Below are 22,333 nucleotides of genomic sequence, written 5' to 3' on the forward strand. Positions count from 1 at the left end.
AGACCCCACGCCCGCAGAACCGGCAGGTCCCGCGCGCCGATTCGCTACAGAACCAGCACAGCACACTACGGACAGTACCTAGCTCGATGCCGAGGGTGCTATGCCCGAGGCGGCGGTCGTGGTGGTCGGCGGGGGCGTCGGCGGCGATGTGGCGGTCGGCGCGGTCGTCGGCTGCGGAGGCGCGGTCGTCGGCGTCGTCGTCGGCGGGTTCGTCGTCCGGGTCGGGTTCGTCGTGGCCCGCGTGGTCGTGGGACGGGTCGTCGGCTGCGCGGTCGACTCGGTCGGCGGCGTCGTGGTCGTCGCGGCCTCGGTCGGCTCGGTCGTCGTCGCCGGCGTGGTCGTGGTCGTGCTGGTCGACGGCGTGACACTCGCGGGCAGCGACGGCTCGACGGTCGGCTCCTCCGACGGCAACGGCTCTTCCGACGGCGGCGCGGACTCCGACGGCGGCGAGACCGCCACCCCGTCCCCACAGCTCAGCGTCGCGCCGGTCGCCTCGGTCGCCTTGCCGCCGACGAGCACCCGGCCGGACGAGACGGTGACCTTGTCGGGCTCGACCGAGAACCAGGACGCCGCCGATGCGGCCACGGTCCCGTCGGCGCGGCCCACGGTCAGTCGCAGCGGCTGGTAGGCACCACTGGTGCTGGTCGTGTCGGCCAGCACCTTGCCGGCCCGCAACGACAGCGCACCGCGCGGGCTCTGGTGGCGGCCGGCGCCCACCGCGAGGTCGCCGACGGTCAGCCCGGAGCCGGCGCAGATCACGCTGACCGCCCCGCCGGGGAAGGTCAGCCGGGCCGCCGACCGGACCGGGACCTCGATCTGGGCCCCGCTCCCGAGGTAACGCCGGTCGCCGGGCTCGAGGGTCGACACGTCGCCGTCCGAGGTCGCGCTCGCCTGGCCCTTGTCGACGGTGAGCAGCACCTGGTCGTGGGCCATCTCGGCCCAGGCCGGCCCGGGACGGAAGCTCAGGCCGGTCAGCACCAGCGCCAGCACGAGCAGCAGCACGGTCAGCCACCACAGCCGGTTCTCCCGGCGGCGGTCGACCGACTGGTCGTCGGGGCCCTCGGGCGGGCCGGGCGGGACGGCGAGCGGCGGGTACGCGTCGGGGGCCGGGGCGCCCGGGCGCAGGCCACCGCTGACCGCCACCACCGGCATCGCCGAGCCGGGGCGGTGGGTGGAGCCGACCAGCGGCGGAAGGTCGGCGGCATCGGGGACGACCCAGAGGCGTACCGGCGTGCGGCACTGCGCCACGACGCCCGGATTGCCCTCGCCCACCGGGCCGACCAGCGTGCCCCGGCGCAGCTCGATGCCTTCGCCCATGGCGATGACACCGGACTCGACGACCACCGCGTGGGTGGGCCCGTTCAGCGTCACCGGCGCGCCCGGCTCGAGGTCGACCGGGTGCGCCGAGGCGATCAGCGCCAGCCGCTGGTCGACGGCGAGGGCGGCCAGCGCCGGGGTGTCGGCGAAGAGCGCCTCGGCCTCGGCCCGGTCTTGCGGCGGCGGCCCGGGCAGCGGCCCGACCACGGTCGAGACCGTCGCGCTCGGGATGTAGAGCAGGGTGGTGCCGGCCGTGTGCCAGTCGAGCTGGGTCGACCGCCCGGTGATCGCGTTGACCAGGCCGACGACGCCGCCGGGGCCGACGTGGTGCCGGATCGTGCCGGGCGGGTCGCCGGGGCGGCGGCCCTGGAGAGCGCCCTCGACCACCACGTAGACAGCGGGCTGGGAGCCGCCGGCCTGCACGATCTGGCGGCCGGTCGGCGGGTGCACCCAGCGGGCGCGGGCGGCCAGTCCGGCCAGTGCCGGCTCGGGCAGGCCGCCGAGGTCGGAGGCGCGCAGCGCGGCCAGCCGGCGGGGGCTGTCGGCCTCGCGGTCGTTCTCGGCGCGCCGCTGCCGGGACCGGCCCCACCAGCGGGTGACGCGGCCGAGCAGGAAGAAGACGGCGGGCGCGCCCAGTCCCAGGACGACCAGCACGAGCAGCAGGACCCCGAGCAACCCCTCGTGCCAGAGGCCGGTGGCCAGGCCGGAGATGCGGTCGGAGAAGACCCGGAAGGTCAGCACGGCGGCGAACGCCAGCCAGGCGACGGCGAGGGCGCCGTACAGCGCGATCAGCCGGCCCTCGCGGTCGAGGGCGGACCAGCGCGGCGGGCGCCCGCGCAGCCGGCCGCCGACCCAGGCCAGGCCCCGCGCGCGCAACTGCGGGATCTCCAGCCAGTCCATCAGCAGGTAGTGACCGTCGAGCGGCAGGAACGGGCTGAGCTGGAAGAACGCGTTCAGGTACCAGAGGAAGGCGAGCTTGAAGGCGAGGCCCGAGAGCGCCGGCACGGCCAGACCGCCCAGCTGCACCAGGCCGGCCAGGAACAGGGCGCTGCCCGGGCCGGCCGCGGCGACCAGCATGCGGGCACGGCGGCCGGCCATCCAGACGTCGGTGGTGTCGACGAAGAACGACGGGATGCCGAAGTAGAACAGCAGGCCGGCGGCGGGCACCTCGCGACCGGCGGCCTTGGTGGCGAGCGCCCGGCTCAGCTCGTGCGTGACCAGCACGATCGCGTTGAGCACGACCAGCACGATCGCGCCCAGCAGATAGGAGTCGCCGGTCAGGAACAGCGAGCGGCTGCCGCGCACCCAGGTCGCCACGAACAGGCCCAGCCCGAGCACCGCCAGCACCGCGGTGAGCACGAAGGCCGGGGTGCCGAAGAGCAGCCGGCCACCGGCCCGGTAGAGGCCGGTGACCAAGCCGTCGATGTCGAAGGCCAGGGTGCGGCGGCCGCGGGCGATGCGCTCGGGAAGCGGCTTGCGGCGGGCCTCCTGAAGCGGGCGGAACGCGTCCATCGGCAGCTCGTCGAGCATCCGGTTGCCGGCCAGGTCGGCGACCACCCGGCGGACCTCGTCCGGTGCCAGCCGCCCGGCGATCCGGGCGAACTCGGCGACCAGCCGGGCCACCGTGGTCTCCCCGTCCATGAGCAGGGCGAGCTGCCACTCCTCGGGGGTCAGGCGCAGATATCCGGCGCGGGCGCCGTCGTCCGGCGAGCGGAGCATGATGTACGCGTCACCGCGCGCCGACGTGAGCTGCACGGCCTCGATGCCGGCGCGCAGCACGGGCCGCGCACTGGCCGGGTTGAGGCGGTCGACGACGGCTCCCCACAGCCCGGGGTCGACCGGTCCGCCGGGCTCACCCGGTGCGCGCCCGGCCAGGGCTTCCCAGACGTTCATCCGGGTCTCGACGTAGGTCACCTGAAGGGGCCCTTCGCTCCGCCAAGCCTCGTCGGGGCGGGCGCCGCCGACGGCGGATTGGAGATTAGGCGGTCCGCCTGCTCAAAGGCGAGTCTTGGGCGGCAAATGGTCGGGCTTGCACCCTAAGTTCCGGGTTGACGGCATACAAAGCGTGCGGCGGGCGGCGTGACAACCCCCTTGTCACACCGCCCGCCGCAGCGGGGAGGGAAATCCGGTCTTCAGTTGGCCTCGGCCAGGGTGGCGGTCGTCTGCTTCTTCTCGCCGTTGCGGGTGTAGTCGATCGTCATCTTCTGCCCGACGGTGCCGGCCTGCACGGCGGCGACCAGGTCGTCGGAGTCGTCGATCGGCTTGCCGTCGACCGCGGTGATGACGTCGCCCTGCTGGAGGCCGGCCTTGGCGGCGGCACTGTTCGCCGTCACGTTGCTGACCATGGCCCCGCCGTTCTCGGCCGGCGCGACGCTGACGCCGAGCTGGGCGTGGCTGACCTTCTTGCCGGCCATCAGGGCGTTGGCCACCTGGCTCGCCTTGTCGCTCGGGATCGCGAAGCCGAGGCCGATGTTGCCCGAGCTCTGCCCCTGGGTGGCGATGGCCGAGTTGATGCCGATCACCTCGCCGTTGGTGTTGACCAGGGCGCCGCCGGAGTTGCCGGGGTTGATCGGCGCGTCGGTCTGCAGCAGGCCGGACATCGTGGTCGAGCCGCTGGACTGCTGCTGCTGGTTGCCGTTGCCGAACGGGTTCTGCGGGGTCTGCTGCTCCTCGCCGCTGGACTCGATGGTGCGGTCCTTGGCGCTGATGATGCCGGCCGTCACCGAGCCCTCGAGGCCGAGGGGGCTGCCGATCGCCAGCACCGTGTCGCCGACCTGCATCTTGGCGCTGCTGCCGAAGGTGGCGGCGTGCAGCCCGGAGACGCCGGAGGCCTTGACCACGGCCAGGTCGGTGCGCGGGTCGGTGCCCATGATCTTGGCCTGGGCCTTCTTGCCGTCGGCGAAGATCACGGTGACCGTGTCGCCCTGCGCGGTCGCGACCACGTGGTTGTTGGTGACGATGTAGCCGTCGGCGGAGAGGATCACGCCCGAGCCCTCGCCCGACTCGGTGGTGATCGAGACGACGCTGTCCTGCACGGTGGCGGCGATCTGCGCCAGCGACGAGCGGTCGACGACCCGGGTGACCGAGGAGTTGCTGGTCGGCACCGTCGGGTTGGAACCGTTGTCGTCGAAGGCCAGGGCCGTCGCGGCGCCGACCCCGCCCGCGCCGAGCGCGATCAGCACGGCGGCGGCGCCGGCCACGAAGATCTTGCGGCCGCGGCCGGAACCGGGCGGACGCCGGTCGCCCTCGACCGGGGCGGCCCAGGCCGGCTGCCCGTCGGTGCCCTGCCAGCCCTCGCCGCCCTGCCAGATCGGCTGGCCCTCGACCGTGGGCTGGGTCTGGGTGGCGGTGGCGCCGCCGTTCCACGAGCTCTGCTGCGGATAGCCCTGCTGCTGCGCCGCCTGCTGCTGGGCCCACTGCTGGTAGCCGTACGGCTGCTGGTAGCCGTAGGCCTGCTGCTGATGGCCACCCTGCTGCCACGGCGACTGCGGTGACTGCGGCGCCTGCGGCTGCTGCCACGGCGCGCCACTGGCCGGGACGCCCGACTGGGGAGCAGCCGACTGGGGAGCAGCCGACTGGGGAGCGCCGGAGTAAGGGGTGCCGGACTGAGGAGCCTCCGACGGGGCGGCAGCGGACTGGGGCGCGGCCGGCCCGGGAGCGCCGCTCCACTGCGCGTGGCCCCCGGCGTGCGGCTGCACGGCCACGGTCGGCTGCTCAGACTGTCCCCGCTCCGGGCTGCTCCCGGAGGAGGCGTCACTGCTCTCCGAGGAGGATCCCACGGGCCGCGGTTCGGTCTCGTTCTCGTTCATGCCCACTACCTTGCCCCGCCGCGCTCGTACCAGACTGTGTTACGCCTGGATGTTTTCTGTGAAGCTTTTGTCGGGGTTTAGGGTAGGCAGAGTGACGCGGAACGTCGCTCCCTGGCCCTTTTCACTGATCACCTCGACGGTTCCGTTGTGCGACCGCACGATCGCCGCGACGATGGCCAGGCCCAATCCGGTGCCGGTCGCGGTGCGGTCGGTGCGCCGGGTGCGTGCCTCGTCGGCCCGGTAGAACCGCTCGAAGACGTGATCCTTCTGCTCGTCCGAGAGGCCGGGACCGGTGTCCGAGATCTCCACCACCGCCCGGTCGCCGGGCACGGCGAACAGCCGCAGGGTCACCGAGGCCTCCGGCGGCGTGTGCACCAGGGCGTTGGTCATCAGGTTGCCGATCACCTGGCGGAGACGGGCGTCGTCCCCGTACGCCACCAGCCGCTCCGGCTCGTCGCGGATCTCCAGCCTGATCTCCCGCTCGGGCGCCGTCGCCTCGGCCGCCTGCACCGCGTCGAGCGCGAGCACCGGCAGCTCCACCGGGGCCAGGCTGAGCGGCCGCTCCCGGTCGAGCCGGGCCAGCAGCAACAGGTCCTCCACGAGCAGGCCCATCCGGGCGGCCTCGTCCTCGATCCGGCGCACCAGCTTGGCCACGTCCTCCGGGTCGGAGACGGCGCCCTGACGGTACAGCTCGGCGAAACCGCGGATGGTGGTCAGCGGCGTACGCAACTCGTGTGACGCGTCGGCCACGAACTGCCGCATCTTGGCCTCCGAGGCCAGCGCCCGCGCCTCGGAGAGCTGGGCCGCCTCGGCCGCGTAGCGCGCCGCCTGCTCGGACTGCGCCCGGGCGATGAACGCCGCCTCGATCTGGGCGAGCATCGCGTTGAGCGCCCGGGACAGCCGGCCGAGCTCGGTGGTGGGCTCGCTGCCGTCGTTCTCCTCCGGGTCCGGCACCCGCCGGCTGAGGTCGCCGGCGCCGATCGCGGCGGCCGTGCGCTCGATCTGCAGCAGCGGGATGAGGCTCTGCCGGACCAGCGCGGCGCCGACCGCGGCCAGTGCGATCAACACGCCCACGCCGACCAGGATGTCGGCCCGCACCAGCTGGGCGATCGACTCGTCGATGCCGGTCATCCGCTGCGCGACGTAGAGCACCTCTTCGTCGTCGAGCTTGATCACCAGCATCCGCCACACGTTCTTGCCGTTGGGCGAGCGGACCGTGTACGGCGTGTTCACGTGGGCGTTGACCTGGTCGATCGTGGTCAGCGCCGGAGGCAGGTCGCCGGTCTTGAGGCTGCGCGCGGCGTAGACCGGGCCGACCCCGCTCACCGACTTGACCGAGGCCATGTAGTCGGGTGGGACGACGACCTTGTAACGGGTGAGCGACTGGTAGTTGGCCGCGGCCGTCTCGACCGACGCGTTCGCGAACGACGTGAGCTGGTAGTCCATCCGCGTGATCAGGTAGTTGTGCAACGCGTACGTGCTGGCCATGCTGATCAGGGTCAGCGCCGCGAAGACCAGGATCAGCACCGAGGCCACGAGCTTGGTACGCAGCGAGATCCGGCGCAGGTTGGGCTGCGGCGGGATCGAGTTGCGTACCCGCTCGGTCAGCGTCACGGCCGGCTCAGACCGCGGGTTTGCGCAGCACGTAGCCGACGCCGCGCAGGGTGTGGATCAGCCGCGGCTGCACGTTGTCGACCTTGCGCCGGAGGTACGAGATGTAGGACTCGACGATGTTGTCGTCGCCGCGGAAGTCGTACTTCCAGACGTGGTCGAGGATCTGGGCCTTCGACAACACGCGGTTGGCATTGAGCATGAGGTAGCGCAGGAGCTTGAACTCGGTCGGCGACAGCTGCACGCGGTGGCCGGCCCGGTAGACCTCGTGCGTCTCCTCATCGAGCTCGAGGTCGGCGAAGACCAGGCGCGAGGGCTCCTCGTCGCCCTGGGTCGTGCGGCGCAGCACCGCGCGGATGCGGGCGGTGAGCTCCTCGAGGCTGAACGGCTTGGTCACGTAGTCGTCGCCGCCGAGCGTGAGGCCGCGGATCTTGTCCTCGGTGCCGTCGCGGGCGGTCAGGAAGACCACGGGAGTGCGCTGACCGCCCTCGCGCATGAGCCGGATGACCTCGAAACCGTCGAGGTCGGGCAGCATGACGTCGAGAACGACCAGGTCGGGCGCCGCGTTCTTCGCCGCGCTGACGGCAGCGCTGCCGCTGGTGGCGGTGCTGACGTCGAACCCGGCGAAGCGCAGGCTGGCGGAGAGAAGCTCCAGAATGTTCGCATCGTCCTCGACGACGAGGAGTTTCGCCTCACTCTGCTTGGGCTGGGTCTGAGCGGCCATGACACCAATTGTTTATCAGCGCGCTGCACTTACGCTGCACGCCGGCTGGAAGTTGTCTGAAAAAACTCTCAGGCAAAACTCTCAGGCAAAGACTCTCAGGCAGCCAGGCGGTACCCCGACGGGCCGAGGGACGACTGCACGGCCCGGGCCAGCATGCGCCGGTCGGCGTCGTCGCCCGGGCGCAGCGCGGGGGCGGTGACGACGGTGACCGTCAGCGACCGTAGCGCGGCCACCCGGCGTACCGAATCCCAGAGGGTGTCGCCTCCGATGAAGGCTGCCGCCGTCGTGTCGTAGCCGATGGACGCGGGCACCACCGGCGCCTTGGCGTCGATCGCGGCCTGGAACAGCGCCGGGCGGAACCGGCCCTGGCTCGCGCCGCAGAACGTGGTGCCCTCCGGGAACGCGGCGACCGTACGCCCGGATCGCAGCGCCGAGGTCACCTCGGCCACCGTGGCCGGCAGCGTCTTCGGGCGGGACCGGTCGATGAAGATCGCCCCGGAGAGCCCGGCCAGCGCGCCGATGCCGGGCCAGGCGCCGACCTCGCCCTTGGCCACCAGCCGGACCGGCGCCACCGACAGCAGCACCAGGATGTCGAGCCAGGAGACGTGGTTGGCGACGAGCAGGCTGCCCCGCCGCGGCGCCGGTCCGCGTCGGACCAGCTTGATGCCCAGGACCGCGAGCATCGTGCGGGCCAGGCCGCGCAGGGCGGCCCCACGCAGCAGCGGCACCAGCAGGAAACCACCGAGGAGTACGCCGGCCAGCGTCACCATCCGCAGACCGGCCAGGCCGCGCGGGGCGCGTGCGTCGGCGTCGTCGCGGCACTGATCGCCGCAACCGGAGACGGGTTGCCACATCATCGGGCCGCTCCCAGGAAATGCCGGCGGTACCGGGGGTCCATCCGGTCCATCGAGAACAGGACGTAGAAGTCGGCGCAGTCGAAGTCGGCATCGTAGGCCGGCTCGCCGCAGACCCAGCTGCCCAGCCGCAGGTAGCCCTTGAGCAGCGCGGGCGGCTGCGTCCTGGGGTCGCCGACGAGCTCGGTGCGCCGCAGCCAGTTGTCCCGCGGGGTGACCCGCAGGGCCGGCGGCGCGAGGTGCTTGGACTGCACCCGGGCCCAGACGCCGGCCGCGGTCGCGCCGCCGTCGGCGAGCGGCACCGAGGCGCAGCCGCCCAGCCACCGCAGGTTCTTCAGGTGCAGGTAGCGGGCGATCCCGGCCCACATCAGGTTGACCACGGCCCCGGTGCGGTGGCCGGGGTGCACGCACGAGCGCCCGGTCTCGACCAGCTGGTCGCGCAGCGGACGCAGCCCGCCCATGTCGAACTCACCGTCGCCGTAGCGGCGACCGGCCCGCTCGGCGGCCCGCGGCGGCAGCATCCGGTAGGTGCCGACCACCGCGCCGGTCGCGTCGTCGCGCACGATCAGGTGGTCGCAGAACTCGTCGAACTCGTCGATGTCCCGGCCGTCGGCGGCGCCGTTCAGGCGGGCGCCGAGCTCGCCGGCGAAAACGTCGTGACGCAACCGCTGCGCGGCGGCGACCTGATCGGGATCGTCGGCCAGGAGCAGCGTGTAGCCACTGGTCCCGGTCGATGCGGGGGCGGTCAGGAGAACGCTCATGTGATCTGTGTAAGGGCGACACCTGCCGATGGAATGTCGGCTTTGGTGTTGAGTCATGGCCGAAACATGAACGCCTTGTGCTTTGCGGCATGGGACACCAAGGATGGCGCCCGCCTAGTACGTTGATCCCTTCACAGCCAGGGCCGGAAGGATCCGGAAGGGAGCAGCGCCGATGAGCGCGCCAGAGACCGACGACATCGTCGTCGATCACCTGAGTAAGCAGTACAAGAAGCTGCGGGCGGTGGACGACCTCAGCTTCACCGTGCGCTCGGGCCGGGTGACCGGCTTCCTCGGCCCCAACGGCGCCGGCAAGACGACCACGCTGCGCATGCTGCTGGGCCTGGTCACACCGACCGCGGGCAACGCGACCATCGGTGGCCGCAAGTACACCGAGCTGCACGACCCGATCCGGCACGTGGGCGCCGTACTCGAGGCGTCGAGCGCGCACCGCGGCCGCACCGGGCGCAACCACCTGCGCATGATCTGCCGCGCGGCCGGCCTGCCCGACTCCCGCGCCGACGAGACGCTCGAGCTGGTCGGGCTCACCCCGGCGGCCAAGCGCAAGTTCAAGGGCTACTCGCTGGGCATGAAGCAGCGGCTGGGCATCGCCGCCGCCATGCTCGGCGACCCCAAGGTGCTGATCCTCGACGAGCCGGCCAACGGCCTCGACCCCGAGGGCATCCGGTGGATGCGCGACCTGCTCAAGGCGCTGGCGGCGGAGGGGCGTACGGTCCTGGTCTCCAGCCACCTGCTGGGCGAGATGCAGCTGCTCGCCGACGACGTGGTGATCGTGGCGGCCGGCAAGCTGATCCGGCAGGGCGGGGTCGACGACGTGCTGGGCTCGATGGGCGCGGCCCAGGTGCGGGTCCGCACCCCGCAGCCGGCCGAGCTGGCCAAGGCGCTCGAGGCGCTGAACGCGACCAGCTCGCCCCAGCCCGACGGTGCGCTGCTGGTGAGCGGGGCGGACGCGGCCGCGATCGGGCACGCCGCCTTCACCGCCTCGGTCGAGCTGCACGAGCTGACTCCCGAGCGCGGCGATCTGGAACAGGTCTTCCTGCAGCTCACGGCCGGAATGGCGGGCATTCGATGAGACTGGTCAACGCCGAGCTGTTCAAGCTGCGCACCACCGCGATCTGGTGGATCATGGCGATCGTCCTGGTCCCGCTGTACGCGGCGAGCGTGCTGGCCAACTGGGCCCAGTTCGCCTCGACCGACCCCAGCCAGGTCGGCAACGACGACCAGGCCGAGCAGGTCCGGGCCGCGCTCGAGCCGATCAACGTGGCCACCAGCATGTACACCAGCGGTCAGTACTTCGGCGTGCTGATCGTCCTGTTGCTGTCGGCGATCATCGTGACCAGTGAGTTCTTCCACCTCACCGCGACGTCCACCTTCCTGGTGACGCCGAAGCGGGAATCGGTGATCCTGGCGAAGTTCGGCGCCGCCGTGATCGTGGCCGTCATGGTCTGGCTGGGCACCACGATCATCAATCTGATCGTGGTTCCGCCGATCATGGGTCAGCTCGACCTGAGCGCCTCGCTGGGCGAGCCGGCCGTCTGGCGGGCGATCGGGCTCAACCTGCTGGCGTTCGTGCTGTGGGCGGTGCTCGGCGTGGGGCTGGGCGTGCTGATCCGCAGCCAGCTCGCGGCGACGCTGATCCTGGGCATCCTGTACGTGGTCGGCACGTCCGCGATCGGGCTCATCTTCTTCCTGCTCACGCAGTACGTGGCCAAGTGGTTCGAGAACCTGCAGGTGCTCATTCCGACCAGCGCCTCCCAGCTCATGATCAGCGGGACCGATCTGCCCGGTAACCCGCCGCGCTGGGTCGGCGCCGTGGTGCTGATCGGCTACGCGGTGGTCGCCGGAGTGATCGGAACGCTCATCACCAAGCGTCGCGACATCAGCTGATTACACGGCGGCCGCAGGCTAGTCTTTCCGCGTTCGGACACCCGACGCGGGGATCGAGCGCGGCCGCCCACGGCGTAGCCTTGACACCGATTCCTTCCCGTCCCATGTGACGAACCAGTCGCGTGCTGACAAACATGGTGAAAGAGGCGAACACGAAAGTGTCGACCCAGCAGACTTCGCAAGACAATCCACTCGCGGACTTCGGTCCCAACGAGTGGATCGTCGACGAGATGTACCAGCGATACCTGGCCGACCCCGCGAGCGTCGACCCGGCCTGGCACGATTTCTTCGCCGACTACAAGCCGGCGATGGCCACCGGTTCGATCGTCACGCCCGACGAGGCAACCGCCGCGAACGCGACCGCCAGCGCGGCCCGCGCCGGCACGGACGCCCCGGCCGCCACGACGGTCGCCCCGGTCAAGCCGACTGTCCCGGAGACTGCGAAGCCTGCACCGAAGCCCGCGCCGGCCGCCAAGCCGGCCCCGGCCGCCTCGAACGGCAAGGCGCCGGAGGGCGCCAAGGTCACCCCGCTGCGCGGCGTCGCCGCCAAGATCGTGCAGAACATGGACGCCTCGCTCGAGGTGCCGACCGCCACCTCGGTGCGCGCCGTGCCGGCGAAGCTCATGGTCGACAACCGCATCGTGATCAACAACCACCTCGCCCGCGGGCGCGGCGGCAAGGTCAGCTTCACCCACCTCATCGGCTGGGCCCTGGTCCGGGCCGTGGTCGCGCACCCGGAGATGAACAACTCGTTCGCCGAGGTCGACGGCAAGCCGGCGCTGGTGCAGCCCGAGCACATCAACCTCGGCATCGCCATCGACCTGGCCAAGAAGGACGGCTCCCGCACCCTGGTCGTGCCGTCGATCAAGAACTGCGAGTCGATGGACTTCCGCAAGTTCTGGCAGGCGTACGAGGACGTGGTCCGGCGGGCCCGGCGCAACGAGCTGACCATGGACGACTACGCCGGCACCACCATCTCGCTGACCAACCCCGGCGGCATCGGCACCGTGCACTCGATCCCGCGGCTGATGACCGGGCAGAGCGCGATCATCGGCGTCGGCGCCATGGAGTACCCGGCCCAGAACGCCGGCATGAGCGACGAGACCCTCGCCGACCTCGGCGTCAGCAAGGTCACCACGCTGACCAGCACCTACGACCACCGGGTCATCCAGGGCGCGCAGTCCGGCGAGTTCCTCAAGGTGATGAACGAGCTGCTGCTCGGCGACCACGGCTTCTACGACGACATCTTCACGTCGCTGCGCATCCCGTACGAGCCGGTCCGCTGGGTGCGCGACGTGGCCCGCACGTCCGAGGGCCAGATCGACAAGGCCGCGCGCGTCGTCGAGCTGATCCACGCGTACCGGGTCCGCGGCCACCTGATGGCCGACACCGACCCGCTCGAGTTCGAGATCCGCCGCCACCCCGACCTCGACGTGCTGCAGCACGGCCTCACGCTGTGGGACCTCGACCGCACGTTCCCGGTCGGCGGCTTCGCCGGCAAGCAGCGAATGAAGCTGCGGGACGTGCTCGGCGTCCTGCGCGACACCTACTGCCGCCGGGTCGGCATCGAGTACATGCACATCCAGGGCCCCGAGGAGCGGCGCTGGATCCAGGACCGCATCGAGATCAAGTACACCAAGCCCGACCAGGACGAGCAGAAACACATCCTGAACCGGCTGAACGCGGCCGAGGCCTTCGAGACCTTCCTGCAGACCAAGTACGTGGGCCAGAAGCGGTTCTCGCTGGAGGGCGGCGAGTCGCTGATCCCGCTCCTCGACGCCGTGCTCGAGTCCTCGGCCGAGGCCGGGCTCGACGAGATGGTCATCGGCATGGCCCACCGCGGCCGGCTCAACGTGCTCGCGAACATCGTCGGCAAGCCGTACGAGAAGATCTTCAACGAGTTCGAGGGTCAGATGGACCCGAAGTCGGCGCACGGCTCCGGTGACGTCAAGTACCACCTGGGCCAGACCGGGAAGTACACGACGCCGGACGGCGAGCACTCGACGACGGTGAGCGTGGTGGCCAACCCGTCCCACCTGGAGGCCGTCGACCCGGTCCTGGAGGGCATCGTCCGGGCCAAGCAGGACCGCCTCGACCTCGGCCTGCACGGCTACACGGTGCTGCCGGTGCTGGTGCACGGCGACGCCGCGTTCGCCGGCCAGGGCGTGGTGGCCGAGACGCTGAACCTCTCCCAGCTGCGGGGCTACCGCACCGGCGGCACGGTCCACGTGATCGTGAACAACCAGGTCGGCTTCACCACCGCCCCGGAGTACAGCCGCTCCTCGATGTACTCGACGGACGTGGCCCGCATGATCCAGGCGCCGATCTTCCACGTGAACGGCGATGACCCCGAGGCCGTCGTGCGGGTCGCCAAGCTCGCCTTCGAGTACCGCCAGGCGTTCAACAAGGACGTCGTCATCGACCTGGTCTGCTACCGCCGCCGCGGCCACAACGAGGGCGACGACCCGTCGATGACCAACCCGCGGATGTACGAGATCATCGACACCAAGCGCTCGGTGCGGAAGCTCTACACCGAGGAGCTGATCGGCCGCGGCGACATCACCGTGGACGACGCCCAGGAGCAGCTGCGCGACTACCAGTCCCAGCTCGAGCAGGTCTTCAAGGCCACCCGGGACGCGGCCGGCACGCCGCCGCGGCCGCGGGTCATCTCCGAGGAGCCCGAGCCCGAGGTGGAGACCGCGGTCGACGCGTCGGTCGTGCGCCTGGTCGGCCAGGCCCACGTCGAGCTGCCCGAGGGCTTCACCCCGCACAAGCGGGTCCAGCAGCTGCTCGAGCGCCGGGCCAAGATGTCGGCCGAGGGCGGCATCGACTGGGGCTTCGGCGAGCTGGTGGCCTTCGGCTCGCTGCTCAACCAGGGCATCACCGTCCGGCTCGCCGGTCAGGACTCGCGCCGGGGCACGTTCGTCTCCCGGCACGCGTCGATCGTCGACGCCAGCGGCAAGGACTACCTGCCGCTGAGCACGCTGACCACCGGCAACGCCCGGTTCTTCGTGCACGACTCGCTGCTGAGCGAGTACGCCGCGATGGGCTTCGAGTACGGCTACTCGGTCGAGAACCCGGACGCGCTGGTGCTGTGGGAGGCCCAGTTCGGCGACTTCGCCAACGGCGCGCAGTCCATCGTCGACGAGTTCATCTCCTCCGGCGAGGTGAAGTGGGGCCAGCAGTCGTCGCTGGTGCTGCTGCTCCCGCACGGCCAGGAGGGCCAGGGCCCGGACCACTCGTCCGGCCGCCCGGAGCGGTTCCTGCAGCTCTGCGCGCAGGACAACATGCGGGTGGCCAACCCGACCACCCCGGCGAACTACTTCCACCTGCTGCGCCGCCAGGCCCTGTCGAGCAAGCGCAAGCCGCTGGTGGTCTTCTCGCCGAAGTCGCTGCTGCGGCACAAGCTCGCGGTGTCGCCGGTCGCCGACTTCACCCAGGGCCGGTTCCAGCCGGTGATGGGTGACGCCGGGATCAACGGCACGCCGCTGGAAGCCGGTTCGGTCAAGCGGGTGCTGCTCTGCTCGGGCAAGGTCTACTACGACCTGTTCCAGGCCCGGGGCGAGCGCGGCATCACCGACACGGCGATCATCCGGATGGAGCAGATCTACCCGCTGCCGGTGCCCGAGCTCAAGGCCGAGCTGGCGAAGTACCCGAACGCCGAGGACTTCGCCTGGGTCCAGGAGGAGCCGGCCAACCAGGGCGCCTGGTCGTTCGTGGCGCTCAACCTGCTCGAGCACCTCGAGGGCGTGCGCCTGCGGCGCATCTCCCGGCCGGCGGCGGCCGCGCCGGCGGTCGGCTCGGCCAAGATGCACGACGCCGAGCAGTCGGCGCTGATCGAGGCCGCTCTTCCCCGTCCGTAACGTCTCGTCGAGAAGGGGCGCTTCGGCGCCCCTTCTCCGTGTTGGAGGAACCGTGTACTTCACCGACCGGGGCATCGAGGAACTGACCGACCGGCGCGGCGAGGAGACCGTGACGCTCGAGTGGCTGGCCGACCAGCTGCGCACCTTCGTCGACATCAACCCCGAGTTCGAGACCCCGATCGAGCGGTTCGCCACCTGGCTGGCCCGCGCCGACGAGGATGACGAGGAGTAGCGCGCCCCCGCCGCCGATCCGCCGGGTCGAGAAGGCCGCCGACGCCGTCGTCGACCCGAAGGCGTGGTGGGCGACGATCCCGGCGGTCGCGGCGATCCTCGAGCACGGTCTCAACCTGCCGGCCGGGGTGACCTTTCTGGTCGGCGAGAACGGCTCGGGCAAGTCGACGCTGATCGAGGCGCTGGCCGGCGTGCACGGGCTGAACGCCGAGGGCGGCTCGCGCGGCGCCATGCACTCGACGCGGGTCACCGAGTCGCCGCTGGCCGGGGCGTTGCGGGTGATCCGGACGCCGGGGCGGCGGGCGAACGCGTACTTCCTGCGGGCCGAGACCATGCACGGCCTGTACACGTACCTGGAGAACCTGCCCGGCAAGAACCCGGACACCGACCTGCACGAGCGCAGCCACGGCGAGGGCTTCCTGACGCTGCTGGAGCGCAAGTTCCACGGGTACGGGTTCTACCTGATGGACGAGCCGGAGGCGCCGCTGTCGTTCGAGTCGACGCTGCGACTGATCGCCCACCTCGACACGCTGCGCTCCGACGGCGCCCAGGTGGTGGTGGCCACCCATTCGCCGCTGCTGACCGCGCTGCCCGGCGCCACGATCCTGGAACTCGGCGGGCACGGCATCCGGCGTACCACCTGGGAAGATCTTGAATTGACCAGCCGCTGGCGCTTGTTCCTCCGTTCACCCGCCGCCTACCTGCGTCATCTGCTGTAGGACGTCCCGGCCGGTAGGTTGAGCATGTGGCACGAAGCGTCTATGTGGCCGGGCTCGGACCGGGCGTCGGCAAGGGAACGGTCGCGCTCGGCGTGGTCGAGCTGCTCTCCCGGCAGGTGGCTCGCATCGGGGTGTTCCGGCCCCTGCTGTCCGGTTCCGGCGAGGACCCTCTGCTGAGCCTGCTGACCGAGCGCTATCCGGTGATGGCGCCCTACGACGACTCCTACGGCGTGACCGCGGCCGAGGCCGGCACGCTGGTGGCCGACGGCAAGTGGGAGGAGCTGATCGGCCGGATCGTCGAGCGATACCGCGAGGTCGAGCGGCGCTGCGCGTCCGTCGTCGTGATCGGCAGCGACTTCCACGGCCCGGCCGCCGGTGGCGGCGACGAGATGCCCCGTGAGCTCGGCTTCAACGCCCGCCTGGCGACCGAGTTCGGCAGCGTGATGATCCCGGTGATCAGCGGCGAGGGCCGCAACGAGGAGTCGCTCGGCGCGGCCGCCCGCAGCGCCTACCACTCGCTCGTCGACCTCGACGCCACCGTGCTCGCCGTCGTCGCCAACCGGGTCCCCGCCTTCGAGATGCACGAGGTGTCCGGCCTCCCCGTGCCGATCTGGGCCATCCCGCACGTGCCGGCGGTGGCCGCGCCGACCGTGGCCGAGGTGACGGCCGCGCTCGACGCCACCGTGGTCACCGGGTCGGACAGCGCGCTCGACCGGGACGTCCTCGGTTATGTGGTCGGCGCCGGTCACGTGCCGGCGGTGCTCGAGCACCTGACCGACGGCGCACTGCTGATCACCCCCGGCGACCGGGCCGACCTGCTGGTCGCGGCCAGCGCCGCGCACGCGGCGGGCAACGTGACACTGGCCGGCATGGTGCTGACGATCGGCGAGTTCCCCGATCCGCGCGCGGTCGCGGTGATCGAGAGGCTGAACACCGGGCTGGCGATGGTGGTGACCCGGGACGACAGCTACCACACGATCGCGGCCGCCACCCACATCGAGGCCCGGCTGAGCACCCGTACCCCGCGCAAGGTCGAGGCCGCGCTCGGCGCCTTCGAGGAGAACGTCGACACCGCCGAGCTGGCCCGGCTGCTCGACGTCACCCGCTCGGCCCGGGTCACGCCGCTGATGTTCGAGAACGACCTGATCGACAAGGCCCGGGCCGAGCGCCGCCACCTCGTGCTGCCCGAGGGCACCGACGAGCGCATCCTGCGCGCGACCGAGACGCTGCTGCGCCGCGGGGTCGCCGATCTGACCGTGCTCGGCGACCCGGCCGAGATCAGCCGGCGGGCGCGGGAGCTGGGCGTCGACATCGGCGCGGCCCGGCTGGTCGACCCGTCCTCGTCGCCGTGGCGCGACCGGTTCGCCGAGCGCTACGCCGAGCTGCGGCGCAAGAAGGGCGTCACCCTCGACCTCGCGTACGACGTGGTCCGCGACGTGAACTACTTCGGCACGATGATGGTGGCCGAGGGGCTGGCCGACGGCATGGTCTCCGGCGCCAACCATACGACCGCGGCCACGATCCGTCCGGCCTTCGAGATCATCAAAACGGTCCCCGGGGTGTCGGTCGCCTCCAGCGTGTTCTTCATGCTGCTGGCCGACCGGGTGCTGGTCTACGGCGACTGCGCGGTCAACCCCGACCCCGACGCGGCCCAGCTCGCCGACATCGCGCTCTCCTCGGCCGCCACCGCCGCCGCGTTCGGCATCGAGCCGCGGGTGGCCATGCTCTCCTACTCGACCGGCAGCTCGGGGGCGGGCGCCGACGTGGAGAAGGTCGCGGCGGCCACCGAGCTGGTCCGGTCCCGCCGGCCGGACCTGCCGGTCGAGGGGCCGATCCAGTACGACGCGGCGGTCGATCCGGCGGTGGCGGCGACCAAGCTGCCCGGCAGTCCGGTGGCGGGCCAGGCGACGGTGCTGATCTTCCCCGACCTGAACACGGGCAACAACACGTACAAGGCGGTTCAGCGGTCGGCCGGCGCGGTCGCGGTCGGGCCGGTCATGCAGGGCCTGCGGCGGCCGGTCAACGACCTGTCCCGGGGCGCGACGGTCAAGGACATCGTCAACACGGTGGCGATCACGGCCATCCAGGCGGCTGCGCGATGACTCGGGTGCTGGTGCTGAACAGCGGTTCGTCGTCGGTGAAGTACCGGCTCTTCGACGGCGCCGACACCGTCGCCAAGGGGCTGATCGAGCGGATCGGCGAGTCCGGCGGCGACGCCGAGAACCACGACGCCGCGCTTCAGCGGATCATGGAAGAGACCGACCTCGACGGGCTGGCGGCGGTCGGCCACCGGGTCGTGCACGGCGGCCCGGACTTCACCGAGGCGACGGTCATCGACGACGAGGTGGTCTCGCGCATCGAGGCGCTGGTCCCGCTGGCGCCGCTGCACCAGCCGGCGGCGCTGAGCGGGATCGAGGTGGCCCGCAAGCGGCTGCCCTCGGTACCGCAGGTGGCGGTCTTCGACACCGCCTTCCACGCGACGATCCCGCCCGCCGGCTACACCTGGGCGATCGACGCGGGCTTGGCCGAGCGGTGGCAGATCCGGCGGTACGGGTTTCACGGGACCTCGCACGCGTACGTCGCCCGCCGCACCGCCGCGTTGCTGGGCCGGCCGGCGTCCGACACGAATGTGATCACGTTGCACCTCGGCAACGGCGCGAGCGCGTGCGCCGTCGAGGGCGGCCGCAGCGTGGCGACGTCGATGGGCCTCTCCCCGCTCGACGGCCTGGTGATGGGCACCCGCAGCGGCGCGATCGACCCGACCGTGATCTTCCACCTGCACCGGGTGGCCGGGCTGCCGATCGACGAGATCGAGACGTCGCTGACCCGGCACGCCGGGCTGGTCGGGCTGACCGGGGAGAACGACCTGCGGGCGGTGCTGTCCCGACGAGCCGGCGGCGACCCGGCGGCCACGCTGGCCTTCGACGTCTACACCCGCCGGATCCGGGAGTACGTCGGGGCGTACCTGGCCGTGCTGGGCCGGGTCGACGCCATCACGTTCACGGCCGGGGTCGGCGAGAACGCGCCGGACGTGCGGGCCGAGTCGCTCTCCGGGCTGGAGCCGCTGGGAATCGCGGTCGACCCGGCCCGCAACGCCTCCGGCGCCGAGGTCATCTCGCCCGGCGGCAGCCCGATCGCGGTCTGCGTGGTGCCGACGGACGAGGAGTTGGAGATCGCCGACCAGTCCCGGTCCGCGCTGCTTCGTTAGGAAGCATGCTGCTTCTTCAGGAAGCATGCTGCTTCTTCAGGAAGCGCGCTGCTTCTTCAGGAAGCTCGCTGCTTCTTCAGGAAGCGAGCCAGACGATCAGGCCGATGATCACGATGACGGCGACGACGCCACCGATGATCAGCGGGGTCTTCGAGGCCGCCGGTGCCTCCGGCGCGGGGTTCTGGGTGAAGGCGCGGAACGCCTCCGTGTTGCCACTCGGATCGACGTGGTTGTCAGACATGGGCAAGACCATAGCGAAACGGCGCCCGTAAGCCACCCCCGGCACGGCCCGCCGGCCGCGCTTACCAGGAGGAATGCACCCGCTCCGGGGATTTCACCCCTTGGTGGGAGTGTTTCGCCTTAGCGTGGTGATCATGAGGACGATTCGTGGGGCGGCAGTGGCGGTCGTGCTCGCGCTCGTGGCCGGCGGCTGCGGCTCCGGCGGCTCCGGCGGTTCGCCCGGGCCGACGCCCCCGCCGCCGGCGCCCGCGGCCACGACTCCCCCGCCCGCGCCGTCGTACGCCACCTACCCGGTCGGGCTGCGCGTGCTGCACCTGCACCGGGGGCGCAGCCGGCCGCTGCCGACGCTGGTCTTCTACCCCGCGGTGGGCCGGCCGCTGGCGCCCGCCGCCTACCGGGGTGACGGCTCCAAGCTGCCGCGCTGGGTGGTCAAGGAGGGCGAGCCCCGCGGGATCGGCGGGCGGACGTGGACGGCCCGTCCGCCGGCGAGCGGGCGGTTCCCGCTGGTGCTGTTCTCGCACGGGCTCAGCGGATCGGCCGAGCGGTACGTCGACGCGCTGGCCACCTGGGCCGCGGCCGGCTTCGTGGTGGCGGCGCCGACGTTTCCGTACACGAGCGAGTTCACCGGCCGCCACCGCTTCCGGCGATCGGACATCCGCAACCAGCCCGCCGACGTCCGCTACGTGCTCGGCCGGATGCGGCGGCTGACCCGGACGCCCGGCGACCCGCTGTGGCGCCGGATCGACACCGACCGCATGGCCGCGGTCGGGCACTCGGCCGGCGGATACACGACCACGGGGCTCTTCACGGCCGGGCATGACCCACGGCTGCGGGCCGGCGTCATCATGGCCGGCTGGGCGGCGCCGGGTGCCTTCGCCGGGCCGCCCGCGACCATGCTGTTCCTGCAGGGCAAGGCCGACCCGATCGTGCCGGTGGCGCGCAGCGTGGCGCTCTGGTCGCGGGTGCCGTGGCCCAAGTCGTACGTGCTGATGCGTCGCGACTCGCACGCCACCTACCTGCGTCCGGGCGACATCGGCTACCGGCTCATGAACAATCTGGTGGTCGACTTCCTGCGCTGGACCCTCGACGGCGACGAGGCCGCCGACCGGCGCCTGCCGCCTACGGTCTATCCCCGGTAGGCGCCGGGCACAATGGGTCGGGTGCGTCGGCGTTCGGTGATCAAACTCATGGCTCTCCCGACCGTGGCCGCCGTCTCCGCGGCCTGCACCGCCCCGCGCCCGCCCTCCCGCCCGGCATCGTCGTCTCCCCTGCCCTCGCCGCCGGGCTCTTTCCCCGGGACGCCGGCCTCGCCCCCGGCCTCCTTCCCCGGGACGCCGGACGGTTCCGCGAGGACGCCGGCCGACCACGCACCCGCCCGCGATTTCGCCGTCCGCACGCAGAAGCTCTCCCTCGCCCGTGGTGACCGGCCCCTGCCCACGACGATCTGGCGACCCGCGACCGGCGGCGTCTACCCGCTGATCCTCTTCAGCCACGGCCTGCAGGCGACGCCCGGCAGCTACGACGAACTGCTGACGACGTGGGCCCGCGCCGGCTTCGTCGTCGCGGCTCCCGCCTACCCGCACACCGCGGCCGGGGTCGCCCAGTTCAACCCCGTGGACGTGGTCAACCAGCCGGCCGACGCCCGCTTCGTGATCACCGAGGTGGTGAAGCGGCTCGGCGGCACCGGCCCGATCGCGGCCGCCGGGCATTCCGCGGGCGGTATCACCACGCTGGGCCTCTTCGCCGGCGAGCGGGACGAGCGGCTGAGGGCGGGCGTCATCCTGGCCGGCCGGCAGATCTTCACGACGCCGCTGACCGGCGCCCGCACGCCGCTGCTGTTCGTGCACGGCAAGCGGGACCGGACGGTCGCCTACGCCGACGGTCGCGCCGTCTACGACGCGGTCAGCTGGCCCAAGGCGTTCCTGACGGTCACCGACGGCGGGCACACGCCGACCGGCCGCCAGCTCGACGTCGTGGCCGGGACCAGCACGGATTTCCTGCGCTGGTCCCTCTACGGCGACGCCGCCGCCAAGGCCCGCCTTCCGCGCGACGCCACCCGCGGCGGTCTGGCCACCCTCGCCGACCGGCTCTAGTGCAGGAAGTCGAGCGCGACCTTGCCGAAGACGTCACCGCCGGCCAGGTGGGCGAAGGCGTCGGCCACCGCGGTGAAGCCGTAGGTCGAGTCGATCACCGGGCGAACGTCCTTCTCGACGCACAGGTCCAGCAGCGCCGACAGCTCGTCGCGGGTGCCCATCGAGCTGCCGAGCAGCTCCAGCTGCATGGCGAAGAGCCGCCGCAGGTCGACGGTCGCCAGGTGGCCGCCGGTCGCGCCGCAGACCACGATGCGCGCGCCCGGGGCCGCGCATTTCATCGAGTGGTCGAAGGTCGGCGCGCCCACCGACTCGATGACGACGTCGACCCGCTCGGGCAGGCGGGCGCCGGGCTCGACCGCCGTGGCGCCCAGCTCGGCGATGCGCTCCCGCTTGCCCGGGTCGCGGCTCGACGCGTACACCCGCTTGCCCATCGCCAGCGCGAGAACGACCGCCGCGGTGGCCACCCCGCCGCCCGCGCCCTGCACCAGCACCGCGGAACCGTCGTGCACCCGGCCGCGCGTGGTCAGCATGTGGAAGGCGGTGAGCCAGGCCGTGGGCAGGCAGGCCGCCTCGAGGAAGGACACCCCGGCCGGCTTGGGAACCAGGTTCTCCGGCGGCACCGCGACCCGCTCGGCCAGCGTGCCCGGATAGCGCTCGGAGAGCAGCGAATAGCCCCGCGGATCACCCTTGTCGACCACCACGGGGTAGATGACCACCTCGTTGCCCTCGGGGTCGATGCCGGCCGCGTCGCAGCCCAGGATCATCGGGAGCCGGTCGGCCGGCAGCCCGACGCCGCGCAACGACCAGATGTCGTGGTGGTTGAGCGAGGCGGCCCGGACCTCCACCGTCACCCAGCCGTCGGGCGGCGTGGGATCGGGCGCGTCGGTGACGGTGAGGGCGCGGAGCGGGTGTTCCGGATCGGCGGCGGTGGCGGTGGCGGCACGCATGGATTGACATTAGTGGTTCGAAGGCCCGGTCCGGGCCTTCGAACGCACCAC

At 71.9% G+C, this 22,333-nt stretch carries 17 protein-coding genes; 9 read left to right on the forward strand and 8 right to left on the reverse strand.

Features of this window, described 5'->3' with window-relative positions:
• Positions 1 to 78: 78 nt before the first annotated feature.
• The 6 genes from ACQP2F_RS41390 to ACQP2F_RS41415 form a co-directional block, all read right to left on the reverse strand.
• Positions 79 to 3,231, reverse strand: coding sequence for a cyclic nucleotide-binding protein (locus ACQP2F_RS41390; RefSeq protein WP_433297587.1), 3,153 nt, complete (start codon positions 3,229 to 3,231; stop codon positions 79 to 81).
• Positions 3,232 to 3,449: 218 nt separating this feature from the next.
• On the reverse strand, positions 3,450 to 5,126 hold the full coding sequence (locus ACQP2F_RS41395; protein WP_433297589.1) for a S1C family serine protease: 1,677 nt from the start codon (positions 5,124 to 5,126) through the stop codon (positions 3,450 to 3,452).
• A gap of 39 nt (positions 5,127 to 5,165) precedes the next feature.
• On the reverse strand, positions 5,166 to 6,740 hold the full coding sequence (locus tag ACQP2F_RS41400) for a sensor histidine kinase (protein WP_433297591.1): 1,575 nt from the start codon (positions 6,738 to 6,740) through the stop codon (positions 5,166 to 5,168).
• A gap of 7 nt (positions 6,741 to 6,747) precedes the next feature.
• The gene (locus ACQP2F_RS41405; protein ID WP_433297593.1) at positions 6,748 to 7,461 is read right to left on the reverse strand and encodes a response regulator transcription factor; all 714 of its coding nucleotides are present in this window, start codon (positions 7,459 to 7,461) and stop codon (positions 6,748 to 6,750) included.
• Between the two features lie 95 nt (positions 7,462 to 7,556).
• Entirely contained in the window at positions 7,557 to 8,318 is a 762-nt protein-coding gene (locus ACQP2F_RS41410) for a lysophospholipid acyltransferase family protein (RefSeq protein WP_433297595.1), read from the reverse strand.
• On the reverse strand, positions 8,315 to 9,076 hold the full coding sequence (locus tag ACQP2F_RS41415) for a GNAT family N-acetyltransferase (RefSeq protein WP_433297598.1): 762 nt from the start codon (positions 9,074 to 9,076) through the stop codon (positions 8,315 to 8,317). Before ACQP2F_RS41415 ends, ACQP2F_RS41410 begins: the two co-directional genes overlap by 4 nt.
• Before the next feature lie 172 nt (positions 9,077 to 9,248).
• On the opposite strand from ACQP2F_RS41415, the gene ACQP2F_RS41420 reads away from it, so the two are divergent.
• The 7 genes from ACQP2F_RS41420 to ACQP2F_RS41450 all read left to right on the forward strand — a co-directional run bounded on the left by ACQP2F_RS41420 (position 9,249) and on the right by ACQP2F_RS41450 (position 19,002).
• On the forward strand, positions 9,249 to 10,166 hold the full coding sequence (locus ACQP2F_RS41420; protein WP_433297600.1) for an ABC transporter ATP-binding protein: 918 nt from the start codon (positions 9,249 to 9,251) through the stop codon (positions 10,164 to 10,166).
• Positions 10,163 to 10,981, forward strand: a complete 819-nt coding sequence (locus ACQP2F_RS41425; RefSeq protein WP_433297602.1) for an ABC transporter permease — start codon at positions 10,163 to 10,165, stop codon at positions 10,979 to 10,981. The genes ACQP2F_RS41420 and ACQP2F_RS41425 overlap by 4 nt, the downstream gene beginning before the upstream one ends.
• A 158-nt stretch (positions 10,982 to 11,139) precedes the next feature.
• Positions 11,140 to 14,844 carry a multifunctional oxoglutarate decarboxylase/oxoglutarate dehydrogenase thiamine pyrophosphate-binding subunit/dihydrolipoyllysine-residue succinyltransferase subunit gene (locus tag ACQP2F_RS41430; RefSeq protein ID WP_433307825.1) on the forward strand — a complete coding sequence of 1,235 codons (3,705 nt, stop codon included), beginning with the start codon at positions 11,140 to 11,142 and terminating at the stop codon, positions 14,842 to 14,844.
• Positions 14,845 to 14,896: 52 nt separating this feature from the next.
• Positions 14,897 to 15,076, forward strand: a complete 180-nt coding sequence (locus ACQP2F_RS41435) for a DUF6104 family protein (RefSeq protein ID WP_433297604.1) — start codon at positions 14,897 to 14,899, stop codon at positions 15,074 to 15,076.
• Complete coding sequence (locus tag ACQP2F_RS41440; RefSeq protein WP_433297606.1) at positions 15,063 to 15,794, forward strand: AAA family ATPase; 732 nt, start codon at positions 15,063 to 15,065, stop codon at positions 15,792 to 15,794. The genes ACQP2F_RS41435 and ACQP2F_RS41440 overlap by 14 nt, the downstream gene beginning before the upstream one ends.
• A 26-nt stretch (positions 15,795 to 15,820) precedes the next feature.
• Positions 15,821 to 17,896: a phosphate acetyltransferase gene (gene pta, locus ACQP2F_RS41445; RefSeq protein WP_433297608.1), complete on the forward strand. Its 2,076-nt coding sequence runs from the start codon at positions 15,821 to 15,823 to the stop codon at positions 17,894 to 17,896.
• Complete coding sequence (locus ACQP2F_RS41450) at positions 17,893 to 19,002, forward strand: acetate/propionate family kinase (RefSeq protein ID WP_433297610.1); 1,110 nt, start codon at positions 17,893 to 17,895, stop codon at positions 19,000 to 19,002. The genes pta and ACQP2F_RS41450 overlap by 4 nt, the downstream gene beginning before the upstream one ends.
• A 76-nt stretch (positions 19,003 to 19,078) precedes the next feature.
• On the opposite strand, the gene ACQP2F_RS41455 is transcribed toward ACQP2F_RS41450, so the two are convergent.
• Positions 19,079 to 19,243 carry a hypothetical protein gene (locus tag ACQP2F_RS41455; protein WP_433297612.1) on the reverse strand — a complete coding sequence of 55 codons (165 nt, stop codon included), beginning with the start codon at positions 19,241 to 19,243 and terminating at the stop codon, positions 19,079 to 19,081.
• 133 nt (positions 19,244 to 19,376) lie between these two features.
• Between ACQP2F_RS41455 and ACQP2F_RS41460 the strand changes: the two genes are divergently transcribed.
• Positions 19,377 to 20,381, forward strand: a complete 1,005-nt coding sequence (locus ACQP2F_RS41460) for an alpha/beta hydrolase family protein (RefSeq protein WP_433297614.1) — start codon at positions 19,377 to 19,379, stop codon at positions 20,379 to 20,381.
• Positions 20,382 to 20,429: 48 nt separating this feature from the next.
• Complete coding sequence (locus ACQP2F_RS41465; RefSeq protein WP_433297616.1) at positions 20,430 to 21,335, forward strand: alpha/beta hydrolase family protein; 906 nt, start codon at positions 20,430 to 20,432, stop codon at positions 21,333 to 21,335.
• Here the strand turns inward: ACQP2F_RS41465 and ACQP2F_RS41470 are convergent.
• Positions 21,332 to 22,282, reverse strand: coding sequence for a zinc-binding dehydrogenase (locus ACQP2F_RS41470; protein ID WP_433297618.1), 951 nt, complete (start codon positions 22,280 to 22,282; stop codon positions 21,332 to 21,334). The two genes, ACQP2F_RS41465 and ACQP2F_RS41470, sit on opposite strands and share 4 nt — an antisense overlap.
• Positions 22,283 to 22,333: the final 51 nt, after the last annotated feature.

Source organism: Actinoplanes sp. CA-030573 (assembly GCF_050951115.1).
In the GTDB taxonomy this organism is placed as follows: domain Bacteria; phylum Actinomycetota; class Actinomycetes; order Mycobacteriales; family Micromonosporaceae; genus Actinoplanes.

Coding starts and splice junctions, on each gene's coding strand:
- ACQP2F_RS41415 (WP_433297598.1), bottom strand. CDS start 9,076: ATGAGCGTTCTCCTGACCGCCCCCGCATCGACCGGGACCAGTGGCTAC.
- ACQP2F_RS41425 (WP_433297602.1), top strand. CDS start 10,163: ATGAGACTGGTCAACGCCGAGCTGTTCAAGCTGCGCACCACCGCGATC.
- ACQP2F_RS41410 (WP_433297595.1), bottom strand. CDS start 8,318: ATGATGTGGCAACCCGTCTCCGGTTGCGGCGATCAGTGCCGCGACGAC.
- ACQP2F_RS41395 (WP_433297589.1), bottom strand. CDS start 5,126: ATGAACGAGAACGAGACCGAACCGCGGCCCGTGGGATCCTCCTCGGAG.
- ACQP2F_RS41440 (WP_433297606.1), top strand. CDS start 15,063: ATGACGAGGAGTAGCGCGCCCCCGCCGCCGATCCGCCGGGTCGAGAAG.
- ACQP2F_RS41450 (WP_433297610.1), top strand. CDS start 17,893: ATGACTCGGGTGCTGGTGCTGAACAGCGGTTCGTCGTCGGTGAAGTAC.
- ACQP2F_RS41470 (WP_433297618.1), bottom strand. CDS start 22,282: ATGCGTGCCGCCACCGCCACCGCCGCCGATCCGGAACACCCGCTCCGC.
- ACQP2F_RS41465 (WP_433297616.1), top strand. CDS start 20,430: ATGGCTCTCCCGACCGTGGCCGCCGTCTCCGCGGCCTGCACCGCCCCG.
- ACQP2F_RS41460 (WP_433297614.1), top strand. CDS start 19,377: ATGAGGACGATTCGTGGGGCGGCAGTGGCGGTCGTGCTCGCGCTCGTG.
- ACQP2F_RS41455 (WP_433297612.1), bottom strand. CDS start 19,243: ATGTCTGACAACCACGTCGATCCGAGTGGCAACACGGAGGCGTTCCGC.
- ACQP2F_RS41405 (WP_433297593.1), bottom strand. CDS start 7,461: ATGGCCGCTCAGACCCAGCCCAAGCAGAGTGAGGCGAAACTCCTCGTC.
- ACQP2F_RS41420 (WP_433297600.1), top strand. CDS start 9,249: ATGAGCGCGCCAGAGACCGACGACATCGTCGTCGATCACCTGAGTAAG.